Source organism: Mesorhizobium sp. B4-1-4 (genome assembly GCF_006439395.2).
GTDB lineage: Bacteria > Pseudomonadota > Alphaproteobacteria > Rhizobiales > Rhizobiaceae > Mesorhizobium.
In genome coordinates, this window is record NZ_CP083950.1 from 2,880,208 (window position 1) to 2,903,415 (window position 23,208).

Annotated in this window: 31 protein-coding genes; 7 read left to right on the forward strand and 24 right to left on the reverse strand. The window is 64.4% G+C overall.

All coding sequences use genetic code 11. The annotated features are described in order from the left end of the window. Positions 1-3: 3 nt before the first annotated feature. A complete protein-coding gene (locus tag FJW03_RS13980; RefSeq protein WP_140767131.1) occupies positions 4-1,134 on the reverse strand; it encodes an efflux RND transporter periplasmic adaptor subunit in 1,131 nt (376 codons plus the stop codon). Positions 1,135-1,433: 299 nt separating this feature from the next. Between FJW03_RS13980 and FJW03_RS13985 the strand changes: the two genes are divergently transcribed. Further along, positions 1,434-1,883, forward strand: coding sequence for a universal stress protein (locus FJW03_RS13985; RefSeq protein ID WP_140611802.1), 450 nt, complete (start codon positions 1,434-1,436; stop codon positions 1,881-1,883). A gap of 64 nt (positions 1,884-1,947) precedes the next feature. On the opposite strand, the gene FJW03_RS13990 is transcribed toward FJW03_RS13985, so the two are convergent. The 8 genes from FJW03_RS13990 to FJW03_RS14025 all read right to left on the reverse strand — a co-directional run bounded on the left by FJW03_RS13990 (position 1,948) and on the right by FJW03_RS14025 (position 8,026). Then, on the reverse strand, positions 1,948-2,424 hold the full coding sequence (locus tag FJW03_RS13990; protein ID WP_140767130.1) for a DUF6314 family protein: 477 nt from the start codon (positions 2,422-2,424) through the stop codon (positions 1,948-1,950). Beyond that, positions 2,421-3,119, reverse strand: a complete 699-nt coding sequence (locus tag FJW03_RS13995) for an RES family NAD+ phosphorylase (protein WP_140767129.1) — start codon at positions 3,117-3,119, stop codon at positions 2,421-2,423. Before FJW03_RS13995 ends, FJW03_RS13990 begins: the two co-directional genes overlap by 4 nt. Next, on the reverse strand, positions 3,113-3,523 hold the full coding sequence (locus FJW03_RS14000) for an MbcA/ParS/Xre antitoxin family protein (RefSeq protein WP_140611808.1): 411 nt from the start codon (positions 3,521-3,523) through the stop codon (positions 3,113-3,115). Before FJW03_RS14000 ends, FJW03_RS13995 begins: the two co-directional genes overlap by 7 nt. 385 nt (positions 3,524-3,908) lie before the next feature. Beyond that, positions 3,909-5,342 carry an aldehyde dehydrogenase family protein gene (locus tag FJW03_RS14005; protein WP_140767035.1) on the reverse strand — a complete coding sequence of 478 codons (1,434 nt, stop codon included), beginning with the start codon at positions 5,340-5,342 and terminating at the stop codon, positions 3,909-3,911. 169 nt (positions 5,343-5,511) lie between these two features. Continuing rightward, positions 5,512-5,976, reverse strand: a complete 465-nt coding sequence (locus tag FJW03_RS14010) for a GNAT family N-acetyltransferase (RefSeq protein WP_140767036.1) — start codon at positions 5,974-5,976, stop codon at positions 5,512-5,514. 267 nt (positions 5,977-6,243) lie between these two features. Next, positions 6,244-7,233 carry an aldo/keto reductase gene (locus tag FJW03_RS14015; protein ID WP_140767037.1) on the reverse strand — a complete coding sequence of 330 codons (990 nt, stop codon included), beginning with the start codon at positions 7,231-7,233 and terminating at the stop codon, positions 6,244-6,246. Between the two features lie 2 nt (positions 7,234-7,235). After that, positions 7,236-7,634: a carboxymuconolactone decarboxylase family protein gene (locus tag FJW03_RS14020; protein WP_226890662.1), complete on the reverse strand. Its 399-nt coding sequence runs from the start codon at positions 7,632-7,634 to the stop codon at positions 7,236-7,238. Beyond that, positions 7,631-8,026 carry a cupin domain-containing protein gene (locus FJW03_RS14025; protein WP_140611820.1) on the reverse strand — a complete coding sequence of 132 codons (396 nt, stop codon included), beginning with the start codon at positions 8,024-8,026 and terminating at the stop codon, positions 7,631-7,633. The genes FJW03_RS14020 and FJW03_RS14025 overlap by 4 nt, the downstream gene beginning before the upstream one ends. A 154-nt stretch (positions 8,027-8,180) precedes the next feature. Between FJW03_RS14025 and FJW03_RS14030 the strand changes: the two genes are divergently transcribed. From FJW03_RS14030 to FJW03_RS14040, 3 genes are all read left to right on the forward strand, one after another. Continuing rightward, positions 8,181-9,074, forward strand: a complete 894-nt coding sequence (locus FJW03_RS14030) for a LysR family transcriptional regulator (protein ID WP_140767038.1) — start codon at positions 8,181-8,183, stop codon at positions 9,072-9,074. Positions 9,075-9,154: 80 nt separating this feature from the next. After that, entirely contained in the window at positions 9,155-9,532 is a 378-nt protein-coding gene (locus FJW03_RS14035; RefSeq protein ID WP_181173362.1) for an ester cyclase, read from the forward strand. 329 nt (positions 9,533-9,861) lie between these two features. Continuing rightward, positions 9,862-10,926 carry a YeiH family protein gene (locus FJW03_RS14040; protein WP_140767039.1) on the forward strand — a complete coding sequence of 355 codons (1,065 nt, stop codon included), beginning with the start codon at positions 9,862-9,864 and terminating at the stop codon, positions 10,924-10,926. 7 nt (positions 10,927-10,933) lie between these two features. On the opposite strand, the gene FJW03_RS14045 is transcribed toward FJW03_RS14040, so the two are convergent. The 5 genes from FJW03_RS14045 to FJW03_RS14065 form a co-directional block, all read right to left on the reverse strand. Beyond that, positions 10,934-11,431: a GAF domain-containing protein gene (locus tag FJW03_RS14045; RefSeq protein WP_140767040.1), complete on the reverse strand. Its 498-nt coding sequence runs from the start codon at positions 11,429-11,431 to the stop codon at positions 10,934-10,936. A 130-nt stretch (positions 11,432-11,561) separates the two neighbouring features. After that, positions 11,562-11,870, reverse strand: coding sequence for a type II toxin-antitoxin system RelE/ParE family toxin (locus FJW03_RS14050; protein WP_140611834.1), 309 nt, complete (start codon positions 11,868-11,870; stop codon positions 11,562-11,564). Then, positions 11,867-12,124, reverse strand: coding sequence for a CopG family ribbon-helix-helix protein (locus FJW03_RS14055; protein ID WP_140611895.1), 258 nt, complete (start codon positions 12,122-12,124; stop codon positions 11,867-11,869). Before FJW03_RS14055 ends, FJW03_RS14050 begins: the two co-directional genes overlap by 4 nt. Before the next feature lie 171 nt (positions 12,125-12,295). Beyond that, entirely contained in the window at positions 12,296-13,528 is a 1,233-nt protein-coding gene (gene dmeF, locus FJW03_RS14060; RefSeq protein ID WP_140767041.1) for a CDF family Co(II)/Ni(II) efflux transporter DmeF, read from the reverse strand. An 8-nt stretch (positions 13,529-13,536) separates the two neighbouring features. Continuing rightward, positions 13,537-13,815: a metal/formaldehyde-sensitive transcriptional repressor gene (locus FJW03_RS14065; protein ID WP_140767042.1), complete on the reverse strand. Its 279-nt coding sequence runs from the start codon at positions 13,813-13,815 to the stop codon at positions 13,537-13,539. A 272-nt stretch (positions 13,816-14,087) separates the two neighbouring features. Between FJW03_RS14065 and FJW03_RS14070 the strand changes: the two genes are divergently transcribed. Both FJW03_RS14070 and FJW03_RS14075 read left to right on the forward strand, forming a co-directional pair. Further along, a complete protein-coding gene (locus FJW03_RS14070) occupies positions 14,088-14,321 on the forward strand; it encodes a hypothetical protein (RefSeq protein WP_140767057.1) in 234 nt (77 codons plus the stop codon). 66 nt (positions 14,322-14,387) lie between these two features. Continuing rightward, the gene (locus tag FJW03_RS14075) at positions 14,388-14,654 is read left to right on the forward strand and encodes a DUF1488 domain-containing protein (protein WP_140767043.1); all 267 of its coding nucleotides are present in this window, start codon (positions 14,388-14,390) and stop codon (positions 14,652-14,654) included. A 270-nt stretch (positions 14,655-14,924) separates the two neighbouring features. On the opposite strand, the gene FJW03_RS14080 is transcribed toward FJW03_RS14075, so the two are convergent. The 10 genes from FJW03_RS14080 to FJW03_RS14125 form a co-directional block, all read right to left on the reverse strand. Then, entirely contained in the window at positions 14,925-15,986 is a 1,062-nt protein-coding gene (locus FJW03_RS14080; protein ID WP_140767044.1) for a diguanylate cyclase domain-containing protein, read from the reverse strand. Positions 15,987-16,128: 142 nt separating this feature from the next. Continuing rightward, positions 16,129-17,238, reverse strand: coding sequence for an acyltransferase family protein (locus FJW03_RS14085; RefSeq protein ID WP_140767045.1), 1,110 nt, complete (start codon positions 17,236-17,238; stop codon positions 16,129-16,131). Positions 17,239-17,648: 410 nt separating this feature from the next. Continuing rightward, the gene (locus FJW03_RS14090; RefSeq protein ID WP_140767046.1) at positions 17,649-18,047 is read right to left on the reverse strand and encodes a DUF1801 domain-containing protein; all 399 of its coding nucleotides are present in this window, start codon (positions 18,045-18,047) and stop codon (positions 17,649-17,651) included. A 34-nt stretch (positions 18,048-18,081) separates the two neighbouring features. Continuing rightward, entirely contained in the window at positions 18,082-18,546 is a 465-nt protein-coding gene (locus tag FJW03_RS14095; protein ID WP_140767047.1) for a DUF1801 domain-containing protein, read from the reverse strand. Between the two features lie 12 nt (positions 18,547-18,558). Continuing rightward, positions 18,559-18,780: a hypothetical protein gene (locus tag FJW03_RS14100; protein ID WP_140611854.1), complete on the reverse strand. Its 222-nt coding sequence runs from the start codon at positions 18,778-18,780 to the stop codon at positions 18,559-18,561. Positions 18,781-18,818: 38 nt separating this feature from the next. Further along, a complete protein-coding gene (locus tag FJW03_RS14105) occupies positions 18,819-19,211 on the reverse strand; it encodes a VOC family protein (protein WP_140611856.1) in 393 nt (130 codons plus the stop codon). Between the two features lie 75 nt (positions 19,212-19,286). Next, the gene (locus tag FJW03_RS14110) at positions 19,287-19,718 is read right to left on the reverse strand and encodes an SRPBCC family protein (protein WP_140767048.1); all 432 of its coding nucleotides are present in this window, start codon (positions 19,716-19,718) and stop codon (positions 19,287-19,289) included. Continuing rightward, positions 19,715-20,038: an ArsR/SmtB family transcription factor gene (locus tag FJW03_RS14115; RefSeq protein WP_140611861.1), complete on the reverse strand. Its 324-nt coding sequence runs from the start codon at positions 20,036-20,038 to the stop codon at positions 19,715-19,717. Before FJW03_RS14115 ends, FJW03_RS14110 begins: the two co-directional genes overlap by 4 nt. A gap of 414 nt (positions 20,039-20,452) precedes the next feature. Next, complete coding sequence (locus FJW03_RS14120) at positions 20,453-21,184, reverse strand: gamma-glutamylcyclotransferase (protein WP_140767049.1); 732 nt, start codon at positions 21,182-21,184, stop codon at positions 20,453-20,455. Between the two features lie 129 nt (positions 21,185-21,313). Then, positions 21,314-21,835 (reverse strand): Hsp20/alpha crystallin family protein, encoded by a 522-nt coding sequence (locus tag FJW03_RS14125; RefSeq protein ID WP_140693135.1) that lies wholly within the window; start codon positions 21,833-21,835, stop codon positions 21,314-21,316. A gap of 569 nt (positions 21,836-22,404) precedes the next feature. On the opposite strand from FJW03_RS14125, the gene FJW03_RS14130 reads away from it, so the two are divergent. Next, complete coding sequence (locus tag FJW03_RS14130; RefSeq protein WP_140611871.1) at positions 22,405-23,097, forward strand: DUF2270 domain-containing protein; 693 nt, start codon at positions 22,405-22,407, stop codon at positions 23,095-23,097. Positions 23,098-23,208 lie beyond the last annotated feature (111 nt).

Here is a 23,208-nt window from a genome sequence, read left to right on the forward strand (position 1 = left end):
GAGCTAGTTCGCCGCCTGGGCCGGGCCGGTGACGTCGACCACATCTCCCTCCTGGATGCGGTATTGGCCGTCGGTGACGACGGTATCGCCGGGCTGGACGTCCTTCCCGACAACTGCCAGCTCGGCATTCGAATACGCTACCGTCACAGGCCGTTTGACGATGTGCCTGTCCTTGCCGACGACGAAAACATACGTCCCCTCGGGACCGCGCACAATCGCCGTCACCGGGACGGTGACCACCCCGCGCCGCAGATCCGCCTGGACGCGGACATTGACGAATTGTCCCGGCCACAGCCGGTCGTCGGCATTGTCGAAGACGGCGCGTATCCTGATCGTCGCGGTGGCGCCGTTGATCTGGTTGTCGACAACGCTCAGCCGGCCGGAGGCCAGTTGCTGGCCGCCATTGTCCTGCGCGACCACGGCGGCGTTGCCTGCCTTCATCACGGCCTGGATGCGCGGAAGGGCGTCGGACGGAAGCGAGAAATCCACCGCGATCGGGTGGATCTGGCTGATGCGGACGATGCCGCCCGTATCGCTGGCACGGACGATGTTGCCAGCGTCGACCATGTGGATGCCAACCCGTCCATCCAGCGGCGAGCGTATTTGGGTGAAGCCGAGCTGGATCTGCGCGATGTCGATGGCGGCCTGGTCGACCTTGTCGGTCGCCTCGAGCTGCGCCACGGTCGCCTTTGCCGTGTCCAGCACCTGTGTGGAGCCGACGCCCTTGGTGGTCAGGGTCTGCGCCCGGGCGAGGTCGAGCCTGGCATTGGCCAGCGACACGTCGTCCCGCGTCTTGGTGGCCTGCGCCTGCCCGAGCGCCGCCTGCAGGGGCTCCGGGTCGATCTCGGCAAGCAGGTCGCCGGCATGCACATCCTGACCATCGGTGAAGTCGAGCTTGACCAGCTGGCCGTCGATCCGGCTGGTCACGGTCACCGTGCGCAGCGGCGCGACGGAGCCTAGTCCGAGGAGGAACACCGGAACATCGGTCCGGCGCGCCACATCGGCGACAACGGGAATGGCGGCGCCCGCCGCCAGGGCGGAAACCACTGCCGGCCCGCTTCCCATACTCAGGATCAGAAAGCCTAAGGCACTGGCCCCAAGGGTTCGGAAGGCCTTGCGGCGGTCGGCGGTCATGCTCGGTCTCGTCGATCCAGTTGGATGTCCACGATGGACATGCGGCGAGTTCCCTGGCAACCCACAGTCCCGTGACCGCCATCTTGCGGGGCCGACCTTACCGGCGTATCGCCGTCGCCTTACCGATCCGTAAGGTCGTGGAGTTGATGTCCACGCGCTTCGGGATGCCCTCGCCTGGCCCTGATCCGCATCGCGCTGGCCCTGTAAGGTCCTCAGCGGCGCGCCTATATCAGGATCAGCCCTTTTCGGGCTCCCGCCACCCCAGGGGCATCGGCCCTTGCACAACAGGTCAGATCATCATGTACAAACATCTGCTCATCGCCACCGACGGATCGGCACTGGCCGGCAAGGGCGTCGCCCACGGCCTCACGCTGGCCAAGGGCGTCGGCGCCACCGTCACCTTCGTCACCGTCTCGGAACAATTCCCGATCTTCGCCTGGGGCGGCGCCATGGCCGGCTATGCGGCGGGCGATGAATTGGCGGTCTTCCAGGAGGAAGCGCGCAAATACGGCAAGGAGGTTCTCGACAAGTGCAAGGCTTCAGCCGATGCGGCCGGCGTCTCCGCCGAGGTTGTCCATGTCGAGGATAAAAGGCCCGCCGAAGCGATCCTGGAACTGTCACAGGCCCTGGGCTGCGACCTGATCGTCATGGCCTCGCATGGCCGCCGCGGACTGGGCAGGCTGCTTCTGGGCAGCCAGACGGCGGAAGTGCTCTCCTACACCGAGATCCCGGTGCTCGTGGTGCGCTGATCCGAATGGCGGGATGCCGATCGCCAGGGTGAGGACGGCCTCGCGACTTTTGCAAGCGCCGGCCTCACGGGCTGTATGATGCCCAAGCCGCATCGCCGACGCGCCAAAACCGCCCAAGGCTCGCATAGTTCTTGCGTGGCCCCTTGACGCGCCAGACCTCGGCCCAATCGCCCTGCCCGCGAAAGAAGAAGCGCCCAGAATAGAGATCGGCGCCACACAGATGCCGGACGGTTTGCGCCGCTTTCGCCTCCAGTTCAATGAAGTCGCGGCCATCGGCGTGCAGGATGCGCGTCACCCCCTCGCCCGGCTCGAGCCGGTAGCGTCGGCTTGCAGGCATTTCCTGCGAGTCCACCCGCATGGTGCCGTGCTCGATGAAGGCGTCTTGCGTCACGATGACCTCGCCGGTGAACCGGTAGGTCGCGCCGGTCAGGTAATCGATCATTGTGCGGCTGACTTTCCAGTCGCCGACCAGACTGTCTCCCCGCTCGATCGGATCAGCCGGGATCGGCAACCATGCTTGTGCGGCGCCGTAGCCCATCATGTCACCGCCAGCACCATGCCCGTATCGTGCTGGCGCACGAAATCCACGCGGGCGCCGTCCCAGTGGTAGCTGTAGTGCCGGCCCTGTACCGGCACGGGGATGACGTCGGGCCAGAAGATGCCGATGCATTGCCCGTCCAGCATGCGCACGCTGTTCCACACCAGCCCGTCGCTGCCCGCTGCCCGCAGCGCCCGCCCTTCCGCCTGCGAGGCGGTGTAGTCGTCGGGGTCGAGCACGCCGGGCACCGCGTTGACGTCATCGAGCTCGCGATCGACGCCGCCGACCAGCACGCGAAAGTCAGCCGTCCAGCCCGGATCCTCGTTGGTGGCGCGCATGAAGTTCTGATGGTGGTGGATGGTCTCGGCCAGCGCCACATCCTCGCTGTCGCCGGCATAGTAGATGCCATAGCTGCCATCCGAAAACCGTCCGGGCCGCAGGGTGGAACAATGCACGAAGGGCGCCATGACGAAGCTGGCGCCGGGCCCGGATACACGCCTCGCCGCCGCCACCTTGCCGAGATCGCCGATCTCGAGCCTTATGCGCGGATTGGTCTTCTCCTCGACGGCGGCCAGCGCCTCCCAGTCGCGCGGATCGGCGATGTCCTCGAAGAGGTCGATCGGCGGATGGATGGAGCGGATGATCCGAAAAGTCTGGGGCCAGTGGACGCGGCGCCGGACCGCGAGCCCACTCACCATGCACCACGCTCCGCGTCGAGCCATTCGCGCATGGCGGCAAGGTCAGAGATTTCACCGCGCAGCATCAGGTCGAGCGCCGACTGCCCGCCGAAAGTGGCGTTCGGCTTTCGGATCCAGGCATAGCCGCGCGCCGGTTCGGTGAAGAGATAGCGCAGGCCCTTGTGGATGCCCATCAGATGGGCCATGCGGGTGCGCAAGTCGCGGTCGATCCGCCCTATGCCGCCCTCCTTCCACCGCGCCCAGGTGCGCGCCGACATGCCGCCAAGCAGGATGCAGGCCTCGAGGTCGGTCAGGTTCCACGCCTTGAACAGGTTGACCGTGGTGCGCGCCAACGCGCCCGCCTCTTCATCCGAAATGGCGGACCCGACCGTGGCCGGTGTGGTGACGATGGACTGAAGCTGCATTTTCCTGCTCCCGATTGGCAGATATATAGCATACGTCTGCCAATTGGCAAGGAGTGGTCCCCAAAGCGGCGGGAGCAAGCCTTGCAATGGGAGGCCGTCAATGACCAAAGCCGGCGCCGCCCCTCATCGCCCTGCCGGGCACTTCTCCCGTATAGTGACGGGGAGAAGGGGCAGTTGCAGCCTCGGCGCCTTTTCCTGCCACACCGGCGATTGGCGAAATCATCGGCCTAGCGTCCTTCTCCCCGTCACTATACGGGGAGGTGAGGCGTGGTCCGCGCAGCGGACGAAAAGCCAACTGCTTGGCTTTTCGAGCAACGAACGCCGGCAGGCAGCTGAGGGGCGGCGCCAACCTTGGTGTTTGCCGCCGCAGTCGTCCCAGCCAGGCCTACTCAGCCGCCTCATAGCCCGCGATGCCCTTGATCTCGAGGAAATCCTCCAGGCCGTATTCGGCGTATTCGCGGCCGTTGCCGGACTGCTTGTAGCCGCCGAAGGGCAGGCCGGCGTCCCAGGTCGGGTAGTTGATGTAGACATTGCCCGAGCGCATGCGTGCGGCCACGTCACGCGCCTTCTGGATGTCCTTGGCCTGGATGTAGGAGGCAAGGCCGTAGACGGTGTCGTTGGCCTGCTCGACCGCCTGTTCGACCGTGTCATAGGGCAGGATCGCCAGCACCGGCCCGAAGATCTCCTCGCGCGCGATACGCATGTCGTGGGTGACGTCGGCGAACACGGTCGGCCTGACGAAGTAGCCGCGGTTGAGTTCGGCCGGGCGGCCGGGGCCGCCTGCCACCAGCGTCGCACCTTCGTCGATACCGGCCTGGATCAGGTCCTGGATCTTGTCGAACTGGGCCTGGCTGACGACCGGGCCGAGCTTGGTGTCGGCGCCGTCGGCCGGACCGACGGTGAACTTCTCCGCGGCGGCCTTGGCATAGCCGGCGGCCTCGTCATGACGGTCGCGCGGCACGAACATGCGTGTCGGCGCGTTGCAGGACTGGCCGCTATTGCCGAAGCAGCCGGCGACGCCCTTGGTGACAGCCTTGGCGAGGTCGACATCGGGGAACAGGATGTTGGCCGACTTGCCGCCAAGCTCCTGATGCACGCGCTTGACGGTGTCGGCGGCGGCCTTGGCCACCAGGATGCCGGCGCGGGTGGAACCGGTGAACGACATCATGTCGACGTCGGGGTGGCTGGACAGCGCCTGGCCGACGCCCGGTCCGTCGCCATTGACGAGGTTAAACACACCCTTCGGCACGCCGGCTTCGTCGAGGATCTCGGCGAAGATGATGGCGTCGAGCGGCGCGATTTCCGAGGGCTTCAGCACCATGGTGCAGCCGGCGGCAAGTGCTGGGCCGACCTTGCAGGTGATCTGGTTCAGCGGCCAGTTCCACGGCGTGATCAGGCCGACGACGCCGATCGGTTCCTTGACGATAAGCGACGACCCCTTGACGTGGCGGAACTGGAAGCTCTTCAGCACCTCGGCCATCTTTTCCAGATGCGCCTGGCCGACGCCGACCTGGCTGTCGAGCGCCATCTGGCGGGGCGCGCCCATCTCGCGCGACACGGCAAGCGCCAGGTCCTTGCTGCGCTTCTTGTAGACCTCGATGACGCGGTTGAGGATATCCAGCCGCTCTTCCACCGAGGTGAAGCCATACGTGTTGAAGGCGCGCTTGGCGGCGGCCACCGCCTCGTCGACATCGGCTTTGGAGCCGAGCGAGATCTGCGCGAAGACGTCCTCGTTCGACGGATCGACGACATCGAGCGTCCTGGGCACTACCGGATCGACCCATGCGCCATCGATATAGAATTGCAGATTGTGTGACATGGTTTTCTCCTGGGTGCGCCGCATGGCCGTTCCGGCCGTGATATGGGGCTTGCAATAACGATGCGCAAACGGCGCTGTCAAACGCAATCCCCGAACTGGTTGAGCCAGCGAGCCCAGTCATTGAACCAGAGTCATTGAGCCAGGCAATCGGGACGAACGGCCGCCCGCTTCAGCCTGCCAGCCTCTTACTCATATAGACCGTCGTTCCGTTCATGAACGGCTCCTCGCGGTCGATCGCATAGCCATGCCTCTTGTAAAGCGACACATTGGCTTCGAAGGCGCCATTGGTCAGCAGGCGAAGCTCGGGGCGGTCCGCTTCGAGCGCCTTCTGCTCGGCCCGCTGCAGCAACAGCCCGCCAATGCCCCTGCCCTGTGCCTGCGGCCAAACGCAGACATTCTCGATCCAGAGGTGATCGCCGGCCAGCATGGTTTCGATCATGCCGACAATGCGATCCGCCTCGACGGCGAGATCGAACGGATGCTCGGCGACAGCCTTGTCGTAATCGGCGCGCATCGGCAGCGGCTCGCGGCCGATCACCGGCACCCATTTGGCATAGGCGGCCCGCACGATGTCGCGGATGGCGGCGGCGTCAGCGGGTTCGGCCGGCCGAAACCGGATGGACTTGTTTGTCATCTCAACACTCCAGACATCAAAAACCCCGCCGACCTGTTCAGGTGGCGGGGCTGGAAACGAACGAACCGGACTTTATTCTGCCGGTGTTCGTCGTCGCATGGTCAGCGCCCCGCTCCGCATTGTGCGGCAGCGGCGTCGGGTGCTGGCGGACGCGAAAGCAATCATAGCGCCAAGCTGGAGCACGAAGCGCGGGACGTCAATACCGGCTCATGGCGAATACCGCCGTCCGGGCGAAAGAGATAGTCCGCGGGTAACCCGCGTTGCGCTTCAGCGATCGATTCTCGCCTGCTGTTGCGGGGAATAGCGCTCTCCCTGCACGGCAATCGCCGAGACCGCGCTTTCGATATTGGCGAGATCGCCCGCCGTCAGCGCGACAGCGGATGATCCGATGTTCTCCTCGAGGCGACTGAGCTTGGTCGTCCCGGGGATCGGAACGATCCACGGTTTCTGCGCCAGCAACCAGGCAAGCGCGACCTGTGCCGGGGTCACCTTCTTCTCCGCCGCGATCGCGGCGATAGCATCGACCAGTGCCTGATTTGCCTTCCTGGCCTCCTCCGCGAACCGCGGGACGGTGTTGCGGAAATCGCTGCTGTCGAACCTCGTATTGGCGTCGATGGCGCCGGTCAGGAACCCCTTGCCCAGGGGGCTGAAGGGCACGAAGCCGATGCCCAGTTCTTCGAGGACAGGCAGGATCGCCTCCTCGGGTTCGCGCCACGACAGCGAATACTCGCTTTGAAGCGCGGCGACCGGCTGCACCGCATGGGCGCGACGGATGGTGCGTACGCCCGCCTCGGAGAGGCCGAAATGCTTCACCTTGCCTTGGCCGATCAGGTCCTTCACCGTGCCCGCCACCTCTTCGATCGGCACGACCGGATCGACACGGTGCTGATAGAGAAGATCGATGCGGTCGGTCCTCAGCCGCTTGAGCGAAGCCTCGACGACGTCGCGAATATGCTGCGGCCGGCTGTCCATGCCCTCGTGTCCGGCCGTGGCGGCGATGTCGATGCCGAATTTGGTGGCGATCACCACCTGGTCGCGGATTGGCTGAAGCGCCTCACCGACGACCTCCTCGTTCTTGAACGGCCCATAGACCTCCGCGGTGTCGAAAAAGGTGACGCCGCGCTCGAACGCGGAGCGGATCAGACGGACGGCGTCCGGCGTCGCCATCGGCTGCCCGTATGACTGGCTCATGCCCATGCAGCCGAGCCCGATGGCCGAAACTTCCAGGCCGCCCTTTCCAAGTGTGCGTTTTTGCATTGTCACTGTCCTTTCTTCTCGGCCTCGGCTTGCTCAAGAACCTTGCGGGCTATGCCGATCGCGGTGCTTGCCGGCGGCCAGCCGGCATAGAAGGCGAGATGGGTGATGGTTTCGATGAGCTCGTCCCGGGTCAGGCCGTTCTCGAGCGCCCGCTTCATGTGGAACGGCATCTCGTTGATCCGGTAGCCCGAGATCAGGCAGGCAATTGTGACGAGGCTGCGGTCGCGCGGCGAAAGGCCGGGGCGCTTCCAGACATCGCCGAACAGCACTTCGTCGGTGTATCTGCCGAGCGCCGGAGCGATGTCGGAGAACGGCCCTTTGGGAGCCGCCTGTGCATAGGTCATGATGGTCTCCTTCGTTGGATCGTCGGGTTCGGGCGTGGTGCCGATGGCTTCTGTCAAGCCCCGTACTGCGTGTCGGTGACATGCTCCATCCAGTCGACGGCCTTGCCGTCGAGCGCCTCGGCAATGGCGATGTGGCTCATCGCCGTGGCCGGCGCCGCGCCATGCCAGTGCTTCTCGCCGGGCGCGAACCAGACGATGTCGCCGGGGCGGATCTGCTCGATCGGCCCACCTTCGCGCTGCACCAGGCCGGCGCCGGACAGGACGATCAGCGTCTGGCCGAGCGGATGCGTATGCCAGGCGGTGCGCGCGCCGGGCTCGAAGGTGACCGTGGCGCCGCCGACGCGGGCGGGATCGCTGCCCTGGAAGGGAGCATCGATGCGCACCGATCCGGTGAAATACTCCGCCGGGCCTTTCGCCGAGGCTTGCGAGCCGCTTCGCTTGATTTCCATGATTTCATTCCTTCTCGATGCCGGTCGGGACATTGCCGCCGGGTCCGCGGGCCGCCGGCTTCGGGCCGCCCGTTGCGATGGTCTTAATCTAGCGCGTGCGATTGGCCCGGATTAGCTGCTATATACGGCATGTACTTATGAGGAGGATTCATGAATGCCGCGCGATAACATGAACGAGCTGACCGCTTTCCTCGCCGTCGCGCGGGAAAGGAGCTTCACCAGGGCGGCGGCCAAGCTCGGCGTTTCGCAATCCGCGCTCAGCCACACGGTGCGCGCGCTGGAGGAGCGGCTGGGCGTGCGGCTTCTCACCCGCACCACGCGCAGCGTCTCGCCCACCGAAGCCGGCGAACGCCTGGCCCGCACCATCGGCCCAAGGCTCGACGAGATCGAGATGGAGCTCGCCGCCCTGAGCGCGTTGCGGGAAAAGCCGGCCGGCACCATCCGCATCACCGCTGGCGAGCATTCCGCCGACACGATCCTGTGGCCGGCACTGGCAAAATTCCTGCCCGACTATCCCGACATCAAGGTGGAGATCATCGTCGACTACGGCCTGACCGACATCGTCGCCAAGCGCTATGACGCCGGCGTGCGGCTGGGCGAACAGGTGGCGCACGACATGATCGCGGTGCGCATAAGCCCCGACATGCGCATGGCGGTGGTCGGATCGCCGGCCTATTTCGCCAAGCGGCCGAAGCCGCGCGCGCCGCAGGACCTGACCGCCCACAATTGCATCAATCTGCGGCTACCGACCTATGGCGGACTCTATGCCTGGGAGTTCGAAAAGGCCGGACGCGAGCTGAAGGTGCGCGTCGAGGGCCAGCTGATCTTCAACACGGCCGGGCTGCGCATGAATGCGGCGCTGGCCGGTTTCGGCCTTGCCTACCTGCCCGAGGACGAGGTGACGGCGCACCTGGCCGACGGCCGGCTCGTGCGGGTGCTGGCCGACTGGTGCCCGCCCTTCCCCGGCTACCACCTCTATTATCCCAGCCGCCGCCAGGCGACACCGGCTTTCTCGCTGCTGGTCGACGCGCTGCGGTACAGGGGCTAGCCGCAGCCCATCTGGACTGCACCCGCGGTCGTTCTATCTTCCTGGCGGAGCATGATGAGACGAACCCCGGAGCCATCGACGTGACCGAGACCGACCTCTATCGAGGCTATATCGACTGCCTCAACAATCAGGACTGGCAAAGTCTGCATCGCTTCGTGCATGACGAGGTGCACTATAATGGCGACCGGGTCGGGCTGTCGGGATATCGCGAGATGCTGGAGCGGGATTTCCGGGACATTCCGGACCTCTATTTCGACGTCCAGCTCATGATCTCCGAGCCGCCTTTCATAGCCAGCCGCCTCCAGTTCAACTGCACCCCGAAGGGAACCTTCTTCGGCTTGCCCATCAACGGCAAGAAGGTCTCCTTCAGCGAGAACGTCTTCTATGAATTCCTGAACGACCGCATCAGGAACGTCTGGTCGGTCATCGACAAGGCGGCGATCGAAGCGCAGCTCTAGTCTCGGCATGTTCGCCCCAGATCCGGAGCATTAGCGCCGCCCCTCATCGCCCTGCCGGGCACTTCTCCCCATATAGTGACGGGGAGAAGGACGCTCTCATCGCGATTTCGCCAACCATCAGTGTTGCAGGAAGGGCGCCGAGGTCGTGGCCAGTTTCCTTCTCCCCGTTCCTATACGGGGAGAAGGTGCCGGCAGGCGGATGAGGGGTCGCGCCAGCCTTGGCTATTGCCAAGATCGTTCGTAAAAATCGATCATTATAACGAAAATAATTCGTTGGAAAGATTGATCGTGAAATGACATTCTCCGGTACACTCGCCTGGAGAATTGCATTGTCTTCCCTGACCCGCATAGCGAACGATATTCCGAAAAGCACGATTTCCGCCGATCTGGCCGCTGGGCGCAAACGCCTCGATTCGGTTTGGAACGGCATCATCCCCGGCATCGTGCTGGTGGCGATGATCTCCGCCGTCGCCTTCTCGGCGCGCAGTGTCTCGGGCTTTGCCCTGTTCAGCCCGATGATCCTGGCCGTCGTCGCCGGCATGGTCTACTCCAACGTGCTCGGCACGCCGGCGCATGCCAAGGCCGGCATCGCCTTCTCGCAAAAGCGCCTGCTGCGCTTCGCCATCGTGCTGCTCGGCTTCCAGCTGACGCTCGGCCAGGTCGTCGCGATCGGCGCCAGCGGCGTTGGTATCGTCGCGCTGACCCTTGGCGCCACCTTCCTCTTCACCATCACGCTTGGGCGACTGATCGGCGTCGACGCCAAGCTGGCGCAGCTGATTGCCGCCGGCACCTCGATCTGCGGCGCCTCGGCGATCGTGGCCATTAACATCGTCACCGATGCGCGCGACGAGGACGTCACCTATGCCGTCGCTTCGATCACGCTGTTCGGCACCGTCGCCATGCTCGGCTTCCCGCTGCTGGCGCCGCTGCTTGGCCTCGACCAGCACGCCTTCGGTCTCTGGGCCGGCGCCTCGATCCATGAGGTGGCGCAGGTCATCGGCGCCGGCTTCCAGAACGGCACCCAGTCCGGCGAGATCGCCACCGTCGCCAAGCTCACCCGCGTCGCCATGCTGGCGCCGATGGTCATCGCGCTCGGCCTGATGGCACGCCGCAAGAGCAGCGGCGACCAGTCGGCTGCGCGGCCGCCCATGCCATGGTTCGTCGCCGCCTTTGTCGCCGTCGTGGCGCTGAACAGCCTTGTCGCCATACCCGTCGAGTTGAAGCAGGCGATGGCGCTCGCCACCACCATCATGCTCACCATGGGTCTTGCCGCCATGGGCCTGCAGGCCGACATCTCACAACTGCGCTCGCGCGGCCTGCGCCCGCTGGCGCTCGCCTTCTCGGCGTTCCTGTTCATCGGCTGCTTCAGCCTGATGCTGGTGAAGCTGGTCTGAGCAGCCGTCACTCCTCGAACGAGCTCGCCGCGACATAGAGCGCCGCGAGCTTTTCGATGCCGGCCTGGTCTTCGGCGTCGAAACGGCCCGGCGTCGGGCTGTCGAGATCGAGCACGCCGAAGACGCCGTCATTGTCTTCCAGAAGCACGACCAGTTCCGAGCGCGAGTCGGCGTCGCAGGCGATGTGGCCGGGGAAATCATGCACGTCCTTGATCAGCATCGATGTGCCGAGCTCGACCGCGGTCCCGCACACGCCCTTGCCGACGGCGATGCGCACGCAGGCCGGCTTGCCCTGGAACGGCCCCAGCACCAGTTCCTCGTCCGAGGCCAGGAAATAGAAGCCGGCCCAGTTGAGGTCGGGCACCATCTGGAAGATCAGCGCCGCGGTGTTGGCGGCGTTGGCGATCGAGTCCTCCTCGCCCTCGAGCAGCCCCTTCAGCTGCGCCGCCAGATCGCGGTAGAACGCCGGCTTGTCCGAGGTGTCGATGGCCTTGGCCGCAAACATGGCTTGTCTCCGTAGGAAATCAGCGGTTCCGTTTCCGCAACTCTGCACCAAACGAGCACCGGATCATATAGCGCCACGCACGATCTGTGTTGATGTCATCGCACTGTGCCGCTTATATGTCAGTGCTGGTTCACTCCGGCCACTCTTCGGGCTGCCAGTCGCGCGACGTGTGGATTACCCGAACGATGGAAATGAACTCCCGCCCCGCCTGCATGGTGAGCGAATAAGCGATGATGTATGGCAAGCCGGTGACGACTTTCTCATAGCTGCCGGACACGCGCCCCGGCCGCCCGGTCGGCATTTTTCCAAGGGCTGTGCCGGCACCGCGAATAAGATCCGCAACACGGCGTGCGGCCACCGGATTGTCGGCGGCGATATAGGCAAGTTGCTGCTTGAGGTCGTCCAGTGCCTCGCGCGACCATTGAACGGGCCGAGTCATCCCTTGCCCTTGGCAGCATCGATGACGGCATGGAGCTCCGCCATCGCTTCATCATGGGGAACCACGCGACCGGCCGCGACATCAGCCATACCGCGTTTGATCCCGTCGACAATTGAAAGTTCTCGTTCGACATAGGCGGAAACGGCTTCGGCCGCGAGATAGGATTTGCTGCGTCGGGTGTTCGTCGCCAGCCGGCCGAGTTTTTCCTTGATTTCCGGCGTAACGCGGATCGTCATGGTGGTGCTAGCTGTCATAGTGAAAGCCTCGTGTTTAACTGTGTACATACTGGCGCAAAATGACTTTGAAAACCAGACCTGTGCCGACCGACGGCGAAATCCGCCGCTGACGCGCGATATGACGCTGGCGCACGATGGCAGACCGATGAGCCGCCGTGCGGCTGGCCGCCTCGCGAAAGGCCTGAAAGCCTACGCCGCCTTCCGGACCTCGATCGTCAGATGCGACAACGACCGGAACCGCGCCAGCCGGCTGCGATAGTAATCCTGTTGCCGGCGCGTCCGCGTCACCACCGAGATGATGGCGCCGAGATGGCCCGGCCCGAGCCGCCACAGATGCAGGTCTGCAAGCTGGTCGCCTTCGCTCTCGATGGTCCGGCGCAGGCTTTCGGCCATGCCGCGGTCGGGGTTCATGTCGAGCAGGACGGCGCTGGTGTCCCGGATCAGTCCCAGCGCCCAGCTGGCAATGACCACCGCGCCGGCAATGCCGGCAACCGGGTCCATCCACAGCCAGCCGAAGGCTCGGGCCAGGATCAGGCCGATGATGACCAGCACGGACACCGCCGCGTCGGCGACGACATGGATCACGGCGGCGCGCATGTTGTTGTCATGCGTGGCCTTGCCGTGCGCATGCTCATGTTCCTCGAACAGGACCGGATAGGTCTGCCCGCCGATCCTGACATTTGCCTCGAAGGCATGCGGCTCGGGAATCGCCTCGATGGATTCCAGGCCATCGCCCAGACCCCTGAAGGCGAAGCTCTGCCGGGCACCATCCGACCGCACCGTTTCTATCGAGACGGACGACGAAGCAAGCGCCACGCCCGATTGAGAATGGAGCCGGAAGCGCGGCGGCACGCCCTCCTCGAACACTTCCAGCACGACCTCGCCATCCGCCGTGGCGATCCGACGCCTCTCGTCATGTCCGTGCGCGGTCGCGTGCTCATGACCGTGGCCATGCCCATGATCATGACCGCCGCCGAGCAGCCATGCGCTGGCAATGTTGACGGCAAGGCCAAGGCAGGCGACCGGGATGGCCTCGGCGAAATGGATCGCCACGGGCGTATGGAGGCGCATGACGGATTCGTAGCCGATCAGCAATGCGATCATGGCCAGGATGATGGCGCTGGTGAAGCCGGCGAGGTCGCCGAGCTTGCCGGTGCCGAAGGTGAAGCGCTGGTCGCTGGCATGCCGGCGCGCATAGGTATAGGCAAGCGCCGCCAGAAGCAGCGCACCGGCATGCGTGCTCATGTGCAGCCCGTCTGCGACAAGGGCGATCGAGCCGAACAGAAAGCCGCCGACGATCTCGGCCACCATCATGGCCGCGCAGAGCCAGATCACCGCCCAGGTCTTGCCTTCGCTCTTCCGGTGTTCCTCGCCCAGGAACATATGGCTGTGGAAAGCCGCTGCGCTGTTGGCTTCGGTCATGGCGGAACTCATTTCACATAGGTGCGGACGACATCGAGCAACTGCTCGACCGCTTCGCTGTTGAGCGCGCCGGGGTGGCGCTCGGAATCGACGAGATGCGTGCGCACATGATCCTCGATCACCTCGCCCATAAGCCCGGTCATTGCGCCGCGCGCGCCGGCGATGAGATGCATGACCGCCTCGCAGCCGGCCTCGCTGTCGAGAGCCCGCTCGATGGCTTCGACCTGCCCCCTGATGCGGCGCACGCGCGCCAGAAGCTTCTGCTTTTCCCGGATCGTATGTGTCATGCCGCCCGGCTTAGCATAGCCCCCTACCCTATACAATGAGGTGAGCAGTCCGCCCCTCGCAATCATGGGTGCCCGGCATGCCGGGACTGATGGACTGGCGTGCCAAAATGATTTGCGACCGGCACGAAATATTCGAAAATATCATTTCGGCATCCGCTTTGCCGCGATCCGCGGACCGCCAAATATTTCAAAAATTTGAATTTTATCGGCCGAGCGCCTATTTATCCGACAAGTTCGTTTCCGCGTTTTTCTGCATGAAGGAGATTTGTTCGATGGCTGATGGCAACCAGACTCTAATGGCGAAAGCCGAAGCTCGTTTTGTCGACAAGCAGAAGAAGACCGCGGAGCGCAGCAAGGCGACCGCCGAATACATCTCCGAAGCGCGCGCCAGGGAGATCAAGACGGCAAGACTGAGGCAGTTGCGGCTGGCCAAGGAAGAGGCCGATCGGATGGCGGAAGCTGAGAACCAGGCGCCGAAGAAGAAACGGGCGGTGAAAAAGGCCTAGGAGGACTTCCAGAAGGGTGTGAAGCCGCCCGGAATTGCGTCGGAGCATAGAGCCCAGGAGGCCAAGATGAGCCTGACCTTTCCCAATCGCAGCCGCAGCTATGACGAAGCCGGCAACCGCATCCGGTTCGTCGGCCATGACGGCATGTTCCAGATATCCTTTTCCGTCGCCGCCGATGCGATGTCGAAGATAAAGCCATCGACCGTGGCCAACGAGGCGGGCTACCTGGCCACGTTCGACGCCGAGGGCAGCGCCATCCGGGACGTGGCGTCGAAAGCCTACGACCGCACCCGCAAGAGCCTGTATGTGCTGACGGCCGACGATTTCCGCTGAGAATGTTGGAGGCCTCGCCTCGGGATCGAACCGAGGCTTCAGAGATTTGCCGTCTCCAGCGTAGCCGCTCCGCCACGAGGCCATGGCGATCGACCTAGCGGATAAATGTTTGCAGAAAAGTTAAGCTCGAAGGCCTGTTTTGTCGGCACGTTGCGAAATGTCTGCCAGGCGAACAATTGGCCAGCGAAACAGCGGCCCGGCGAGTCGGCCGCAGCTCTAATTCACAGCTCTAACTCTCTGTTTTTACGCAATTCCGGGCGGGCTCCACCGTCACGCCGCGACGCTGCGGCCTTTCACGTCGGCTTCCGCCTTGAAGATGCGGAACGTGTTGCGGCCCGCCGCCTTGGCCGCATAGAGCGCGGTGTCGGCTTGTGCGAACAGGTCGCATGGCGTGTCCGTTCCGGCGAAGGCGATGCCGACCGAAGCGCCCAGTCTCAGCGACTGGCCGCGGACCGCGACCGGGCTGCCCATCGCCTCGACGATGCGGCGCGCCATGCCGGAGACGGCACCCCGGTCGAGATGCGGGCCAAGCAGCACCGCGAATTCGTCACCGCCGACACGCGCCACCAGGTCCGCCTCGCCGCAGCCGCCGGCAAGCCGTTCGGCGGCTGCCTTCAGGCACTCATCGCCGACGACATGGCCGAACGTGTCGTTGACGGCCTTGAAGCCGTCGAGATCGATCAGAAGCAGCGCGCCGAGCGGACGGTCTTCGTCGGCATGCGCGAGCCGCGCCTGGAAGCGGGCGCGATTGGCGAGCCCGGTCATGGCATCGAATTCGGCGAGGTAGCGCATCCGGTCCGACAATATCTTTTCCTCGGTGATGTCCTGCTTCATGCCGAAGATACGCACCGGCACGCCGTCCTCGCACTCGACCGTCGCGGTGATGCGGATCCAGCGGCTGCGGCCGGCGAAGGTGGTGATCTCGGCGTCGAGGGTGAAGCCGCTGCGCTCGACAATCGCGCGGCTGCGCAGGCTGTCCAGTGCCTTGCGTGACTCCGCCGGATAGCACTTGATGATCTCGCTCCGGTCGAGTGCGGCGCCGCGCGGCAAATCGAACAGATCATAGACCACGTCGGTCCAGTGCAATTGTTCGCCGGGCAGGCTGCACTCCCACACGCCGAGGCGCGCGGCGACCGATGCGCGGTCGAAAATCTTGCGGCTGTGCGCCAGCGAAACCTCCTGCCTGGCGATCAGTGCGGCCTGTGCCGCGACTTCCGCCTTGAGGCTGGCGATGGTGGCGGCATCGCGGCGGCGCTCGCCGGCACTGTCACGCCCTCCCCGGCTGCCGGGCTGCGATGCCGGGCCTTTGGGAGTGTATGACGTATTGGACATGGCTTAGCTCCTGGCGGGCCACCACCATGGCGCAACAGCCCTTAAAACTTCGCTGACGGCGAATTGGTCTCGGAGACCTCACTGAGTTCTAACTCCGGGACGGCTGAGGCGGCCGCAACGCTTCGGGCCGTTTGGAGCTCGGCTACTTCGGGCTCGATTGGGCGATGGCGGCGGACAATGCCGGTTTGGGCGCGACTGCGCTCGGTGCCGGTTGCCGAGCGCTCCCGTCGATATGCGCCCAGCCCGGCCGCTCGAACAGGAACATGCCGAAACCGATGCGTTTGACGATGAAGTAGAGAACGACCGGGCTGATGGTCGAGACCAGAAGCACCGCCAGGCTGAGCATGCCTGTGTCGGTCAGGAGGCCGCTTGCCAGCGCCGCGCCGCGGAAGAGCGACATCGGGATGATGAAGGCGACATAGACGACCAGCGAATGTTCGCCGAGCCACCGCAGCCATTCCATGGCTGGGAATTTGGACAGGAAGCCGCCAAGCACGCAAAGCGCCACCGCGCCGGCGACGGCCAGGGTGAGGTGCAACGGCGGCCACGCCGCCAGCCCCATCTGCATGCCGACCGGCTGAAGGGCATAACCCGGTGAATAGACGAGCAGGCCGTTGACGATCGCCCACAAGGCCAGGCCGATGACGGCCAGCGTCGGGCGGCCTCGCGTCCATTCGACGAGCCGGAACACAAAGGGCGCCAGCACGAAGCCGAGGTAGAAGAACACGAAATAGGCCGCGAATTGTTCGACCGCATAGCTCTCTGGGCGCGGCGCCCACATCTGCAGGGCGGCAGCGATCGGGGTGACGATCCAGGCGGGCACGCGGAACTGCCGCAGCAGCTTCGCCGTAAGGCCGAACACCGCCAGCATGTAGATGAACCACAGCACGCCATAGGGCTGGACGACAGCCATTGCCAGGTCGTGCAGCATGCCGCCGGGATCCCGGCTGAAGATGCCGATCTTCAGCCCGATCGAGATGATCGCCCACAGCACATAGAAATAGAGATAGTGGACGACGCGGCGGTCGATATAGCGCCGCCACGGCCGGTCGATGACCTGCGACAGGAAAAGCCCGGAGATCAGGAAGAATTCCGGCATGCGAAACGGCGTCGCGAAGCCGATGACATAGTGGAGGAAGCCGACGCCGCCCGTGTACTCGCCGGTGTTGTAGGCCGAGTACATCATCACCACGAGGATGATCGAAAGGCCTTTGGCCGTGTCCACCCACGGCATGCGCATCGGGCTGTTCATGGCGAATCCATCTGGAGCCGGCCAATCCGGCCAGCCATCATCCGGCGATATCTAGCACCATCAAGCTTCCCAGATCGTAAACGCGCCTGTCTTCGCGGCGCGGTGGCGAATCCCTATTGGCCGCAGCCACTCGGCATGTCCGACATGCCGAGCGCTCGGGCCTCGAAATGATCGGCAATCTCGGCCGTGGGCGCTGCCCCTCACTGTCCTGCCGGACATCTCTCCCCGTAAAACGGGGAGAGAGGGGCTGGCCGCGATCTCGTCGCCATTCTTGCAACGCCAGTGATTGGCGAAAGCAGCAGCGAGAGCGCCCCTCTCCCCGTCCCTATACGGGGAGAGGATGCCGGCAGGCAGGTGAGGGGCAGCGCCGACGACGACCGTTACGCATAATCGCCCATGGCGCGGCAGAACTACTTTCGCGCTTTCGATTTGTTCAAGGCGATGGCGGCGCGCACCAGTGCCTTGAAAGCTTCCTCGTTGATCTCCTCGCCCTGCTGGAAGTCGATGGCGCGCCGCGTGTTGCCTTCGAGGCTGGAGTTGAACAGCCGCGAGGGGTCGGGCAGCGCCGCGCCCTTGGCGAAGGTCAGCTTGACGACGCTCTTGTAGGTCTCGCCCGTGCAGATCATGCCGTCATGTTCCCACACCGGAACGCCGCGCCATTTCCACGTCTCGACCACGTCGGGGTCGGTCTGCCGGATCAGGGCGCGCAGCCGCCCCAGCATCTCGCCGCGCCAGTCGCCGAGTTCCTTGATCCTGCCATCGATCAGTTCAGAGGCGGATTTGCTCTCCTGCGATCCGGTGGTCGTCATGCCGCTTCTCCTTTGCGCCTGATAAATAGAACGCTCACATCCGTTCGCCAGGCAATTGGCTGGCCTGCTTCACCCAGGCGCTGAACTGGGCCTCGTCGAGCGGGTCGTCCTCATGGATGTTGAGGTAGCGCGTGTCCCGGCTCTTGGATTCGCCTGGCGGCACCGGCTCCAGCGACTGGCCGCGGAAGAAAGCCACCTTGATGTATTTGGTGAAGCAATGGACGCCGAGGAACCAGCCCTCGCCTTCGATGCCATAGAGCGGCGAGTTCCACTTGACCGCCTTGTGGACGCCGGGCACGGCGCGCTCGACGAGCGCGTCGAGACGTTGGCCCATCTCGCGCTTCCAGCCGGGCATGGCCGCGATATAGGCCTGCACGGGAGCATCGCCATAGCCCTTGGCGACCTGCGGATTGCCGCCGGAAAGCAGCTTCGGCTGAGCTTCGTCGGCGGAATTGGTCGACTGGGGTTTGGTCGACTGGGGTTTGGTCAACTGCGCCATACCCTCACACTCCTATCCGGTGGCCCTCTGCGCGGCGCGTCCCTTCGCAACATAGGGCAGCACGAACATATAGAGGCCGCTGAACAGCAAAAGAAAGAGTGGCGGGAGTGGCGAATAGACCACCCAGGCCGGCGGCTGCCCAAAGGCCATTGTGGCGAAGTTCGCGGCGACGGTTGCGGTAAAGATGATCGACAACCAGCGATGCGTTTGCCGGATCCACTTGCTCCAGTCCAAGACGACCTCCTTTGGAAACATGCTGAAATCGGCCGCTGCTACCAGCGCGCCAGCTGGGTGATCTGGATGAGATTGCCGCAGCCGTCATCGAGCTGCGCGATGGTCGAGCCGGTCACCTCGGTCGGCGGCATCTTGAAACTGGCGCCGCGCGCCGCAATGCGCTCGCACTCGCCCTTGACGTCGTCGGTGAAGAACATCACCGCGGGCTGGCCCTGCTGGAACATCGCCTGCTGGTAGGCCTTGGCCGCCGGGTTGTCGTTGAGCGCCAGCTGCAGCTCGGTGCCCTCGGGCTCGTCTGGCGAGGCGACCGTCAGCCAGCGGAACGGCCCGTTGCTGAAATCGGCCTTCTTGGTCAGGCCGAGCACGCCGGTGTAGAAGGCAAGCGCCTTTTCCTGATCGTCCACATAGATGCTGGTCAGTTTGATCTTCATCGTAATCCTCCATAGGTCTTGCTGGCGGTGGACCGCCCGGTGAAATCAGTGTGGCGTTCAATCGGCCGGCAGACCTCAGTCCGTCCGGTCCAGAAGTTGTTCCAGCTTCTCGAGAAACTGCGGCCATCCCACCTTGGCGCCGCCATAGGCCCGCCTTTGATCGGGCCGGAAGCCGGACTGCTCCATGCGCAGATGCGTTCCGGTTGGTGTCGGCGTAAGCGTGAAGGTCACCACGCTCCTGAGATCGAAGGCCGGATCGTGATGCGCGAAGTTCCAGGTGTAGGACAGCGTCTTGTTCGGCTCGACCGCCAGCACCTCGCAGTCCAGCACGCCGCCCCAATCGGCGCTGATGTTGAAGCGATGGCCGACGACCGGATTGAAATCGTTCTTCATAAGCCACTCCTCGATCAGGTGCGGTTGCGTCAGCGCGCGCCAGAGCTTTTCGGGCGGATGGGAAATCTGGCGTTCGACGACGACCGTGCGGTTTTCCGTGACACTATCGTTCACTGGTCCATCCTCTTGAGCAAATCTTCCAGGTCGTCGAACCGGCTCTCCCAGAACCCCGCCATCTCGCGTGTCCAGTCCATCAGCGGCGTCAGCGCCCCAAGCTGCGCGCTGTAATGCGTCTGGCGGCCTTCATGGCGATCGCGCACCAGCCCGGCCTGCTTGAGCACGCCGAGATGCTTCGACACCGCAGGCTGCGAGACGCCGGACTGCGTCGTCAGCGCCCCCACTGTCTGCTCGCCCTGGCGGCACAGCCGTTCGAAGATCGCCCGCCTGGTCGGGTCGGCGAGCGTCCTGAAGAGCATGTCGTGAGCGTCCTGCATTCGCAATCCATAACCCGATGGCTATTGGTTAATGTATAACCACAGAGATATATGTTCGTCAAGGGGTAGACTGGAGAGGTGCGCCACGCTGTGCACCTCGATCGTCGAGGGCCGCTATGGCGACATCTCAGGACTTCGCCTGCTGATAGGCGACATCATGGATTGGCGGAAACATCAATCGCTTCGTCATCCTGGGGCGTAGCAAGGAGCGCAGCGACGCAGCGGAGACCCCAGGATCCATGCCGCGATTTTAGAGCGTTGCAACGGTCTAGAATTCTGCTCCGCTGCACTCCACGGCAAAGGTCGCGGCATGGATCCCAGGGTCTCCGCGACGGAGCTTCGCTCCTGCTTCGCCCAGGGATGACGACTTTGGAAAGCTTCGGCTGATCTCTCGCCAAGGCAGGCGATCCGTCGCTAGATGGCACCGTGCGTGCGGCCGATCTCTTCGGCCACCAGTTCCTGCAACAGCCACAGATTGCGGTCGCGTATGCCGCAGGCATCGAGATGGCGGATCGTCTCGAACAGATATTCGGCGCCCGACCCCCAGTGCCCGACGGCGCGGGCGAGCGTCGCCGCGACCGCAGGCTTGTCGAGCTTGCCGGCGTAGCGCGGATTGGCGGGATCGACGACGAAGCCGAGCGCCCGGTCTGCCCCACCATCGGTGGTGACCTGCAGCCAGCGCGGCACGTTGACGGCGGGCAGGATGGTCATCTCGCGTCGCAGCAGCGCCTCCAGATTGGCGGCGATCGGCTCCGCGATCTCGAACACCATGCCCTGGCACTGGCCGCCGCGGTCGAGCGCCATCATCAGGCCAGGTTGCTCGAGCGTGCCGCGAAAGCGCTGCACGGTGAAGCAGAACGATCGGTGCCAGCCTCTCGCCACCGCCCGTTCGCCACCCCTCACCTCGCCGGCCGGCTTCCACAGCAGCGAGCCATAGGCGAACAGCTTCAGCGGCCCCGGTGGCGCGCTGGCCAGGATCTCGTCGCGAAACCGCGCATAATCGGCGTCGCGCATATAGACCATGCCCGGTGTCGGCCCGGCATCCTCGACCACGCGCAAGGTGCGCGCCACCAGAGCCTCGGTCAGCGCCATCGGCGATTTGCGCGGTACGGACTTTCGCGGTGCGGTGGAAATGGCCTTGCTCATTCTTGCGCTCCCAGTCTTGCCGCCATGTTGCCGAAGGCTGGGGGATTCTCAAGAGGGCCGTGCGGCCGGTGGCGAAATCCGCCGGCTGATGCCGGACGTGCGCGTCGCGCCCGCCCGGCTGGGTCTGCTCTAGTGCTTGGTGCTCTTGCCGCCAATGGGGATGCGCTTCGCCTTGCTCTGCGCCTTCTCGGACTTCGGCAAGGTCACGGACAGGACGCCGTTGCGGAAATCGGCCGCGACCTTGTCCTCTGCGACTTCGAAGCCGATCGGGATGCGACGTTCGAAGCGGCCATAGAACCGCTCGGAGAACTGGCGCTCCTTGTCGTCGGTTTCGGCGTGTTTTTCGCCCCGCAACGTCAGGACGCCGTCATCGAGCAGCACCTCGATGTCCTTCTCGTCCATGCCGGGTATCTCGGCCGTCACGCGGACCTCCTTGTCCGTTTCGGTGATTTCCATGCTGGGCCAACCGGGGCCGGCCGAAGAGAACCTGCCCATGGAGGGAAGCCGCGAATTGAAGCCGCGGAACATGTCGTCGACCAGGCGGCTCATCTCGCGATGCAGACCCATGAACGGGTCCCGGTCGTCTTCGCGAAAGAGGGTCGGAGACTGGCTGGTATCGCGGCCCCACGGCATGAGATCACGAATGGTCATTGCACTTTCTCCTTTCTTGATCCTGTTTCTGGTACGCTTGCATGCTCTGGCTGCCATGCTCCGGGGGACAATGCGCCGACAGACGCGGGCATCGCTGCCGACCCCATTTGCGCTCGCTGTTTTCGCCCTGCTTTTGGTCCGATCCGCTCCACCGTTGGGAACGCTTTTGCCCGGTCGCGGTCCTCGCGAGGCGTCACCGCCTCCGGCACATGATGCCCCGAGTTCGATGGTCACCAAACCACCGCCCGACGCCGCCCACGAAGCGGCGCGCGTCCGCACCGGCCTCATCTGGCGCCGGCACGGTCGATCTGGGGTCCGTTGCAGCGGGTTCAAGACCTGGTAATGCAATGTGATCGTCGCCAGCGACCGTCGGCGAAGGCGCCCGGCGAGACGATTCCAAAGCCGTGGCCACGCGCCACCAGCGGCATCCGAGATCGACGGCCTTCATCCCAGCCTGGAACGGCAGCCGCGCGGCCTCGAAGCCAATCGGCGGCTCGCCGTGCCAATCCGTTCGCGGGGCGGGGAACGATGTTGCCGGCAAACGGTTATAGTCCTGGCCGGAGGATGCCATGAACGACGCGTCGGCAAAACCCGCGGGCCCCGTCCTGTCATCGACGGAGCGCGTGAACACGCTGTCGCATTTCCACCGCGCCGAGATCGCGCGCATGGCTGGATGGCGCGATCGGCTCGACAGGACGACCAACTGGGCGATCACCGTGGTGGCGGCGATGCTTTCCGTGTCGCTGTCGGCGGCCAGCGCGCATCATGGCGTGCTGCTGTTCGCCATGCTGCTGATCCTGCTGCTTCTGTGGATCGAGGCACGCCGCTACCGGTTTTTCGACTTCTACCGGTCTCGCGTGCGTCAGTTCGAACGCCACTATTTCGCGCAGATCTTCTCCCCACAACCCGATTTCGCCTCGGATTGGCTGCTTATCGTTGGCGAAGGCCTGCGCGCGCCGAAGTTCCTGCTGTCTCATCGCGCAGCCCTGGCGCGTCGCCTGCGCCGGAATTACATCTACCTGTTCCTGATCCTGCTGCTGGCATGGGTGCTGAAGATATCAACGCCCAGCCTTCAAACCGTGGGTGTGCGGACCGGCTTCGTCGGTTCGCTGCGCGAAGCGGTCGACAGCGCCGCCCTTGGCCCCATTCCCGGTGTAGCGATCGTGATCGTCGTGGCGGCATTCTATGCCAGCCTGTTCGCCATCGTCCTTTTCTCGGCCGCCGACGACGGCGAACTTTCCTTTGGCGACGTCCACGTCTGACGACAACGGCTGCAACGCAAACGCCGGCCGCGCGTTGTGATGGTCAGTCCGCAGCGGCGTTTGAGGGAGCCCATGAACCGTCAACCGGCAACGGCGTCACGCAGCATTGTG

Excerpts from the sequence above, each read along its gene's own strand:
- FJW03_RS13980 (WP_140767131.1), bottom strand. The coding sequence starts at position 1,134 with ATGACCGCCGACCGCCGCAAGGCCTTCCGAACCCTTGGGGCCAGTGCC.
- FJW03_RS13985 (WP_140611802.1), top strand. The coding sequence starts at position 1,434 with ATGTACAAACATCTGCTCATCGCCACCGACGGATCGGCACTGGCCGGC.
- FJW03_RS13990 (WP_140767130.1), bottom strand. The coding sequence starts at position 2,424 with ATGATGGGCTACGGCGCCGCACAAGCATGGTTGCCGATCCCGGCTGAT.
- FJW03_RS13995 (WP_140767129.1), bottom strand. The coding sequence starts at position 3,119 with ATGGTGAGTGGGCTCGCGGTCCGGCGCCGCGTCCACTGGCCCCAGACT.
- FJW03_RS14000 (WP_140611808.1), bottom strand. The coding sequence starts at position 3,523 with ATGCAGCTTCAGTCCATCGTCACCACACCGGCCACGGTCGGGTCCGCC.
- FJW03_RS14005 (WP_140767035.1), bottom strand. The coding sequence starts at position 5,342 with ATGTCACACAATCTGCAATTCTATATCGATGGCGCATGGGTCGATCCG.
- FJW03_RS14010 (WP_140767036.1), bottom strand. The coding sequence starts at position 5,976 with ATGACAAACAAGTCCATCCGGTTTCGGCCGGCCGAACCCGCTGACGCC.
- FJW03_RS14015 (WP_140767037.1), bottom strand. The coding sequence starts at position 7,233 with ATGCAAAAACGCACACTTGGAAAGGGCGGCCTGGAAGTTTCGGCCATC.
- FJW03_RS14025 (WP_140611820.1), bottom strand. The coding sequence starts at position 8,026 with ATGGAAATCAAGCGAAGCGGCTCGCAAGCCTCGGCGAAAGGCCCGGCG.
- FJW03_RS14030 (WP_140767038.1), top strand. The coding sequence starts at position 8,181 with ATGCCGCGCGATAACATGAACGAGCTGACCGCTTTCCTCGCCGTCGCG.
- FJW03_RS14045 (WP_140767040.1), bottom strand. The coding sequence starts at position 11,431 with ATGTTTGCGGCCAAGGCCATCGACACCTCGGACAAGCCGGCGTTCTAC.
- FJW03_RS14050 (WP_140611834.1), bottom strand. The coding sequence starts at position 11,870 with ATGACTCGGCCCGTTCAATGGTCGCGCGAGGCACTGGACGACCTCAAG.
- FJW03_RS14055 (WP_140611895.1), bottom strand. The coding sequence starts at position 12,124 with ATGACAGCTAGCACCACCATGACGATCCGCGTTACGCCGGAAATCAAG.
- dmeF (WP_140767041.1), bottom strand. The coding sequence starts at position 13,528 with ATGACCGAAGCCAACAGCGCAGCGGCTTTCCACAGCCATATGTTCCTG.
- FJW03_RS14065 (WP_140767042.1), bottom strand. The coding sequence starts at position 13,815 with ATGACACATACGATCCGGGAAAAGCAGAAGCTTCTGGCGCGCGTGCGC.
- FJW03_RS14070 (WP_140767057.1), top strand. The coding sequence starts at position 14,088 with ATGGCTGATGGCAACCAGACTCTAATGGCGAAAGCCGAAGCTCGTTTT.
- FJW03_RS14075 (WP_140767043.1), top strand. The coding sequence starts at position 14,388 with ATGAGCCTGACCTTTCCCAATCGCAGCCGCAGCTATGACGAAGCCGGC.
- FJW03_RS14080 (WP_140767044.1), bottom strand. The coding sequence starts at position 15,986 with ATGTCCAATACGTCATACACTCCCAAAGGCCCGGCATCGCAGCCCGGC.
- FJW03_RS14085 (WP_140767045.1), bottom strand. The coding sequence starts at position 17,238 with ATGAACAGCCCGATGCGCATGCCGTGGGTGGACACGGCCAAAGGCCTT.
- FJW03_RS14090 (WP_140767046.1), bottom strand. The coding sequence starts at position 18,047 with ATGACGACCACCGGATCGCAGGAGAGCAAATCCGCCTCTGAACTGATC.
- FJW03_RS14095 (WP_140767047.1), bottom strand. The coding sequence starts at position 18,546 with ATGGCGCAGTTGACCAAACCCCAGTCGACCAAACCCCAGTCGACCAAT.
- FJW03_RS14105 (WP_140611856.1), bottom strand. The coding sequence starts at position 19,211 with ATGAAGATCAAACTGACCAGCATCTATGTGGACGATCAGGAAAAGGCG.
- FJW03_RS14115 (WP_140611861.1), bottom strand. The coding sequence starts at position 20,038 with ATGCAGGACGCTCACGACATGCTCTTCAGGACGCTCGCCGACCCGACC.
- FJW03_RS14120 (WP_140767049.1), bottom strand. The coding sequence starts at position 21,184 with ATGAGCAAGGCCATTTCCACCGCACCGCGAAAGTCCGTACCGCGCAAA.
- FJW03_RS14125 (WP_140693135.1), bottom strand. The coding sequence starts at position 21,835 with ATGACCATTCGTGATCTCATGCCGTGGGGCCGCGATACCAGCCAGTCT.
- FJW03_RS14130 (WP_140611871.1), top strand. The coding sequence starts at position 22,405 with ATGAACGACGCGTCGGCAAAACCCGCGGGCCCCGTCCTGTCATCGACG.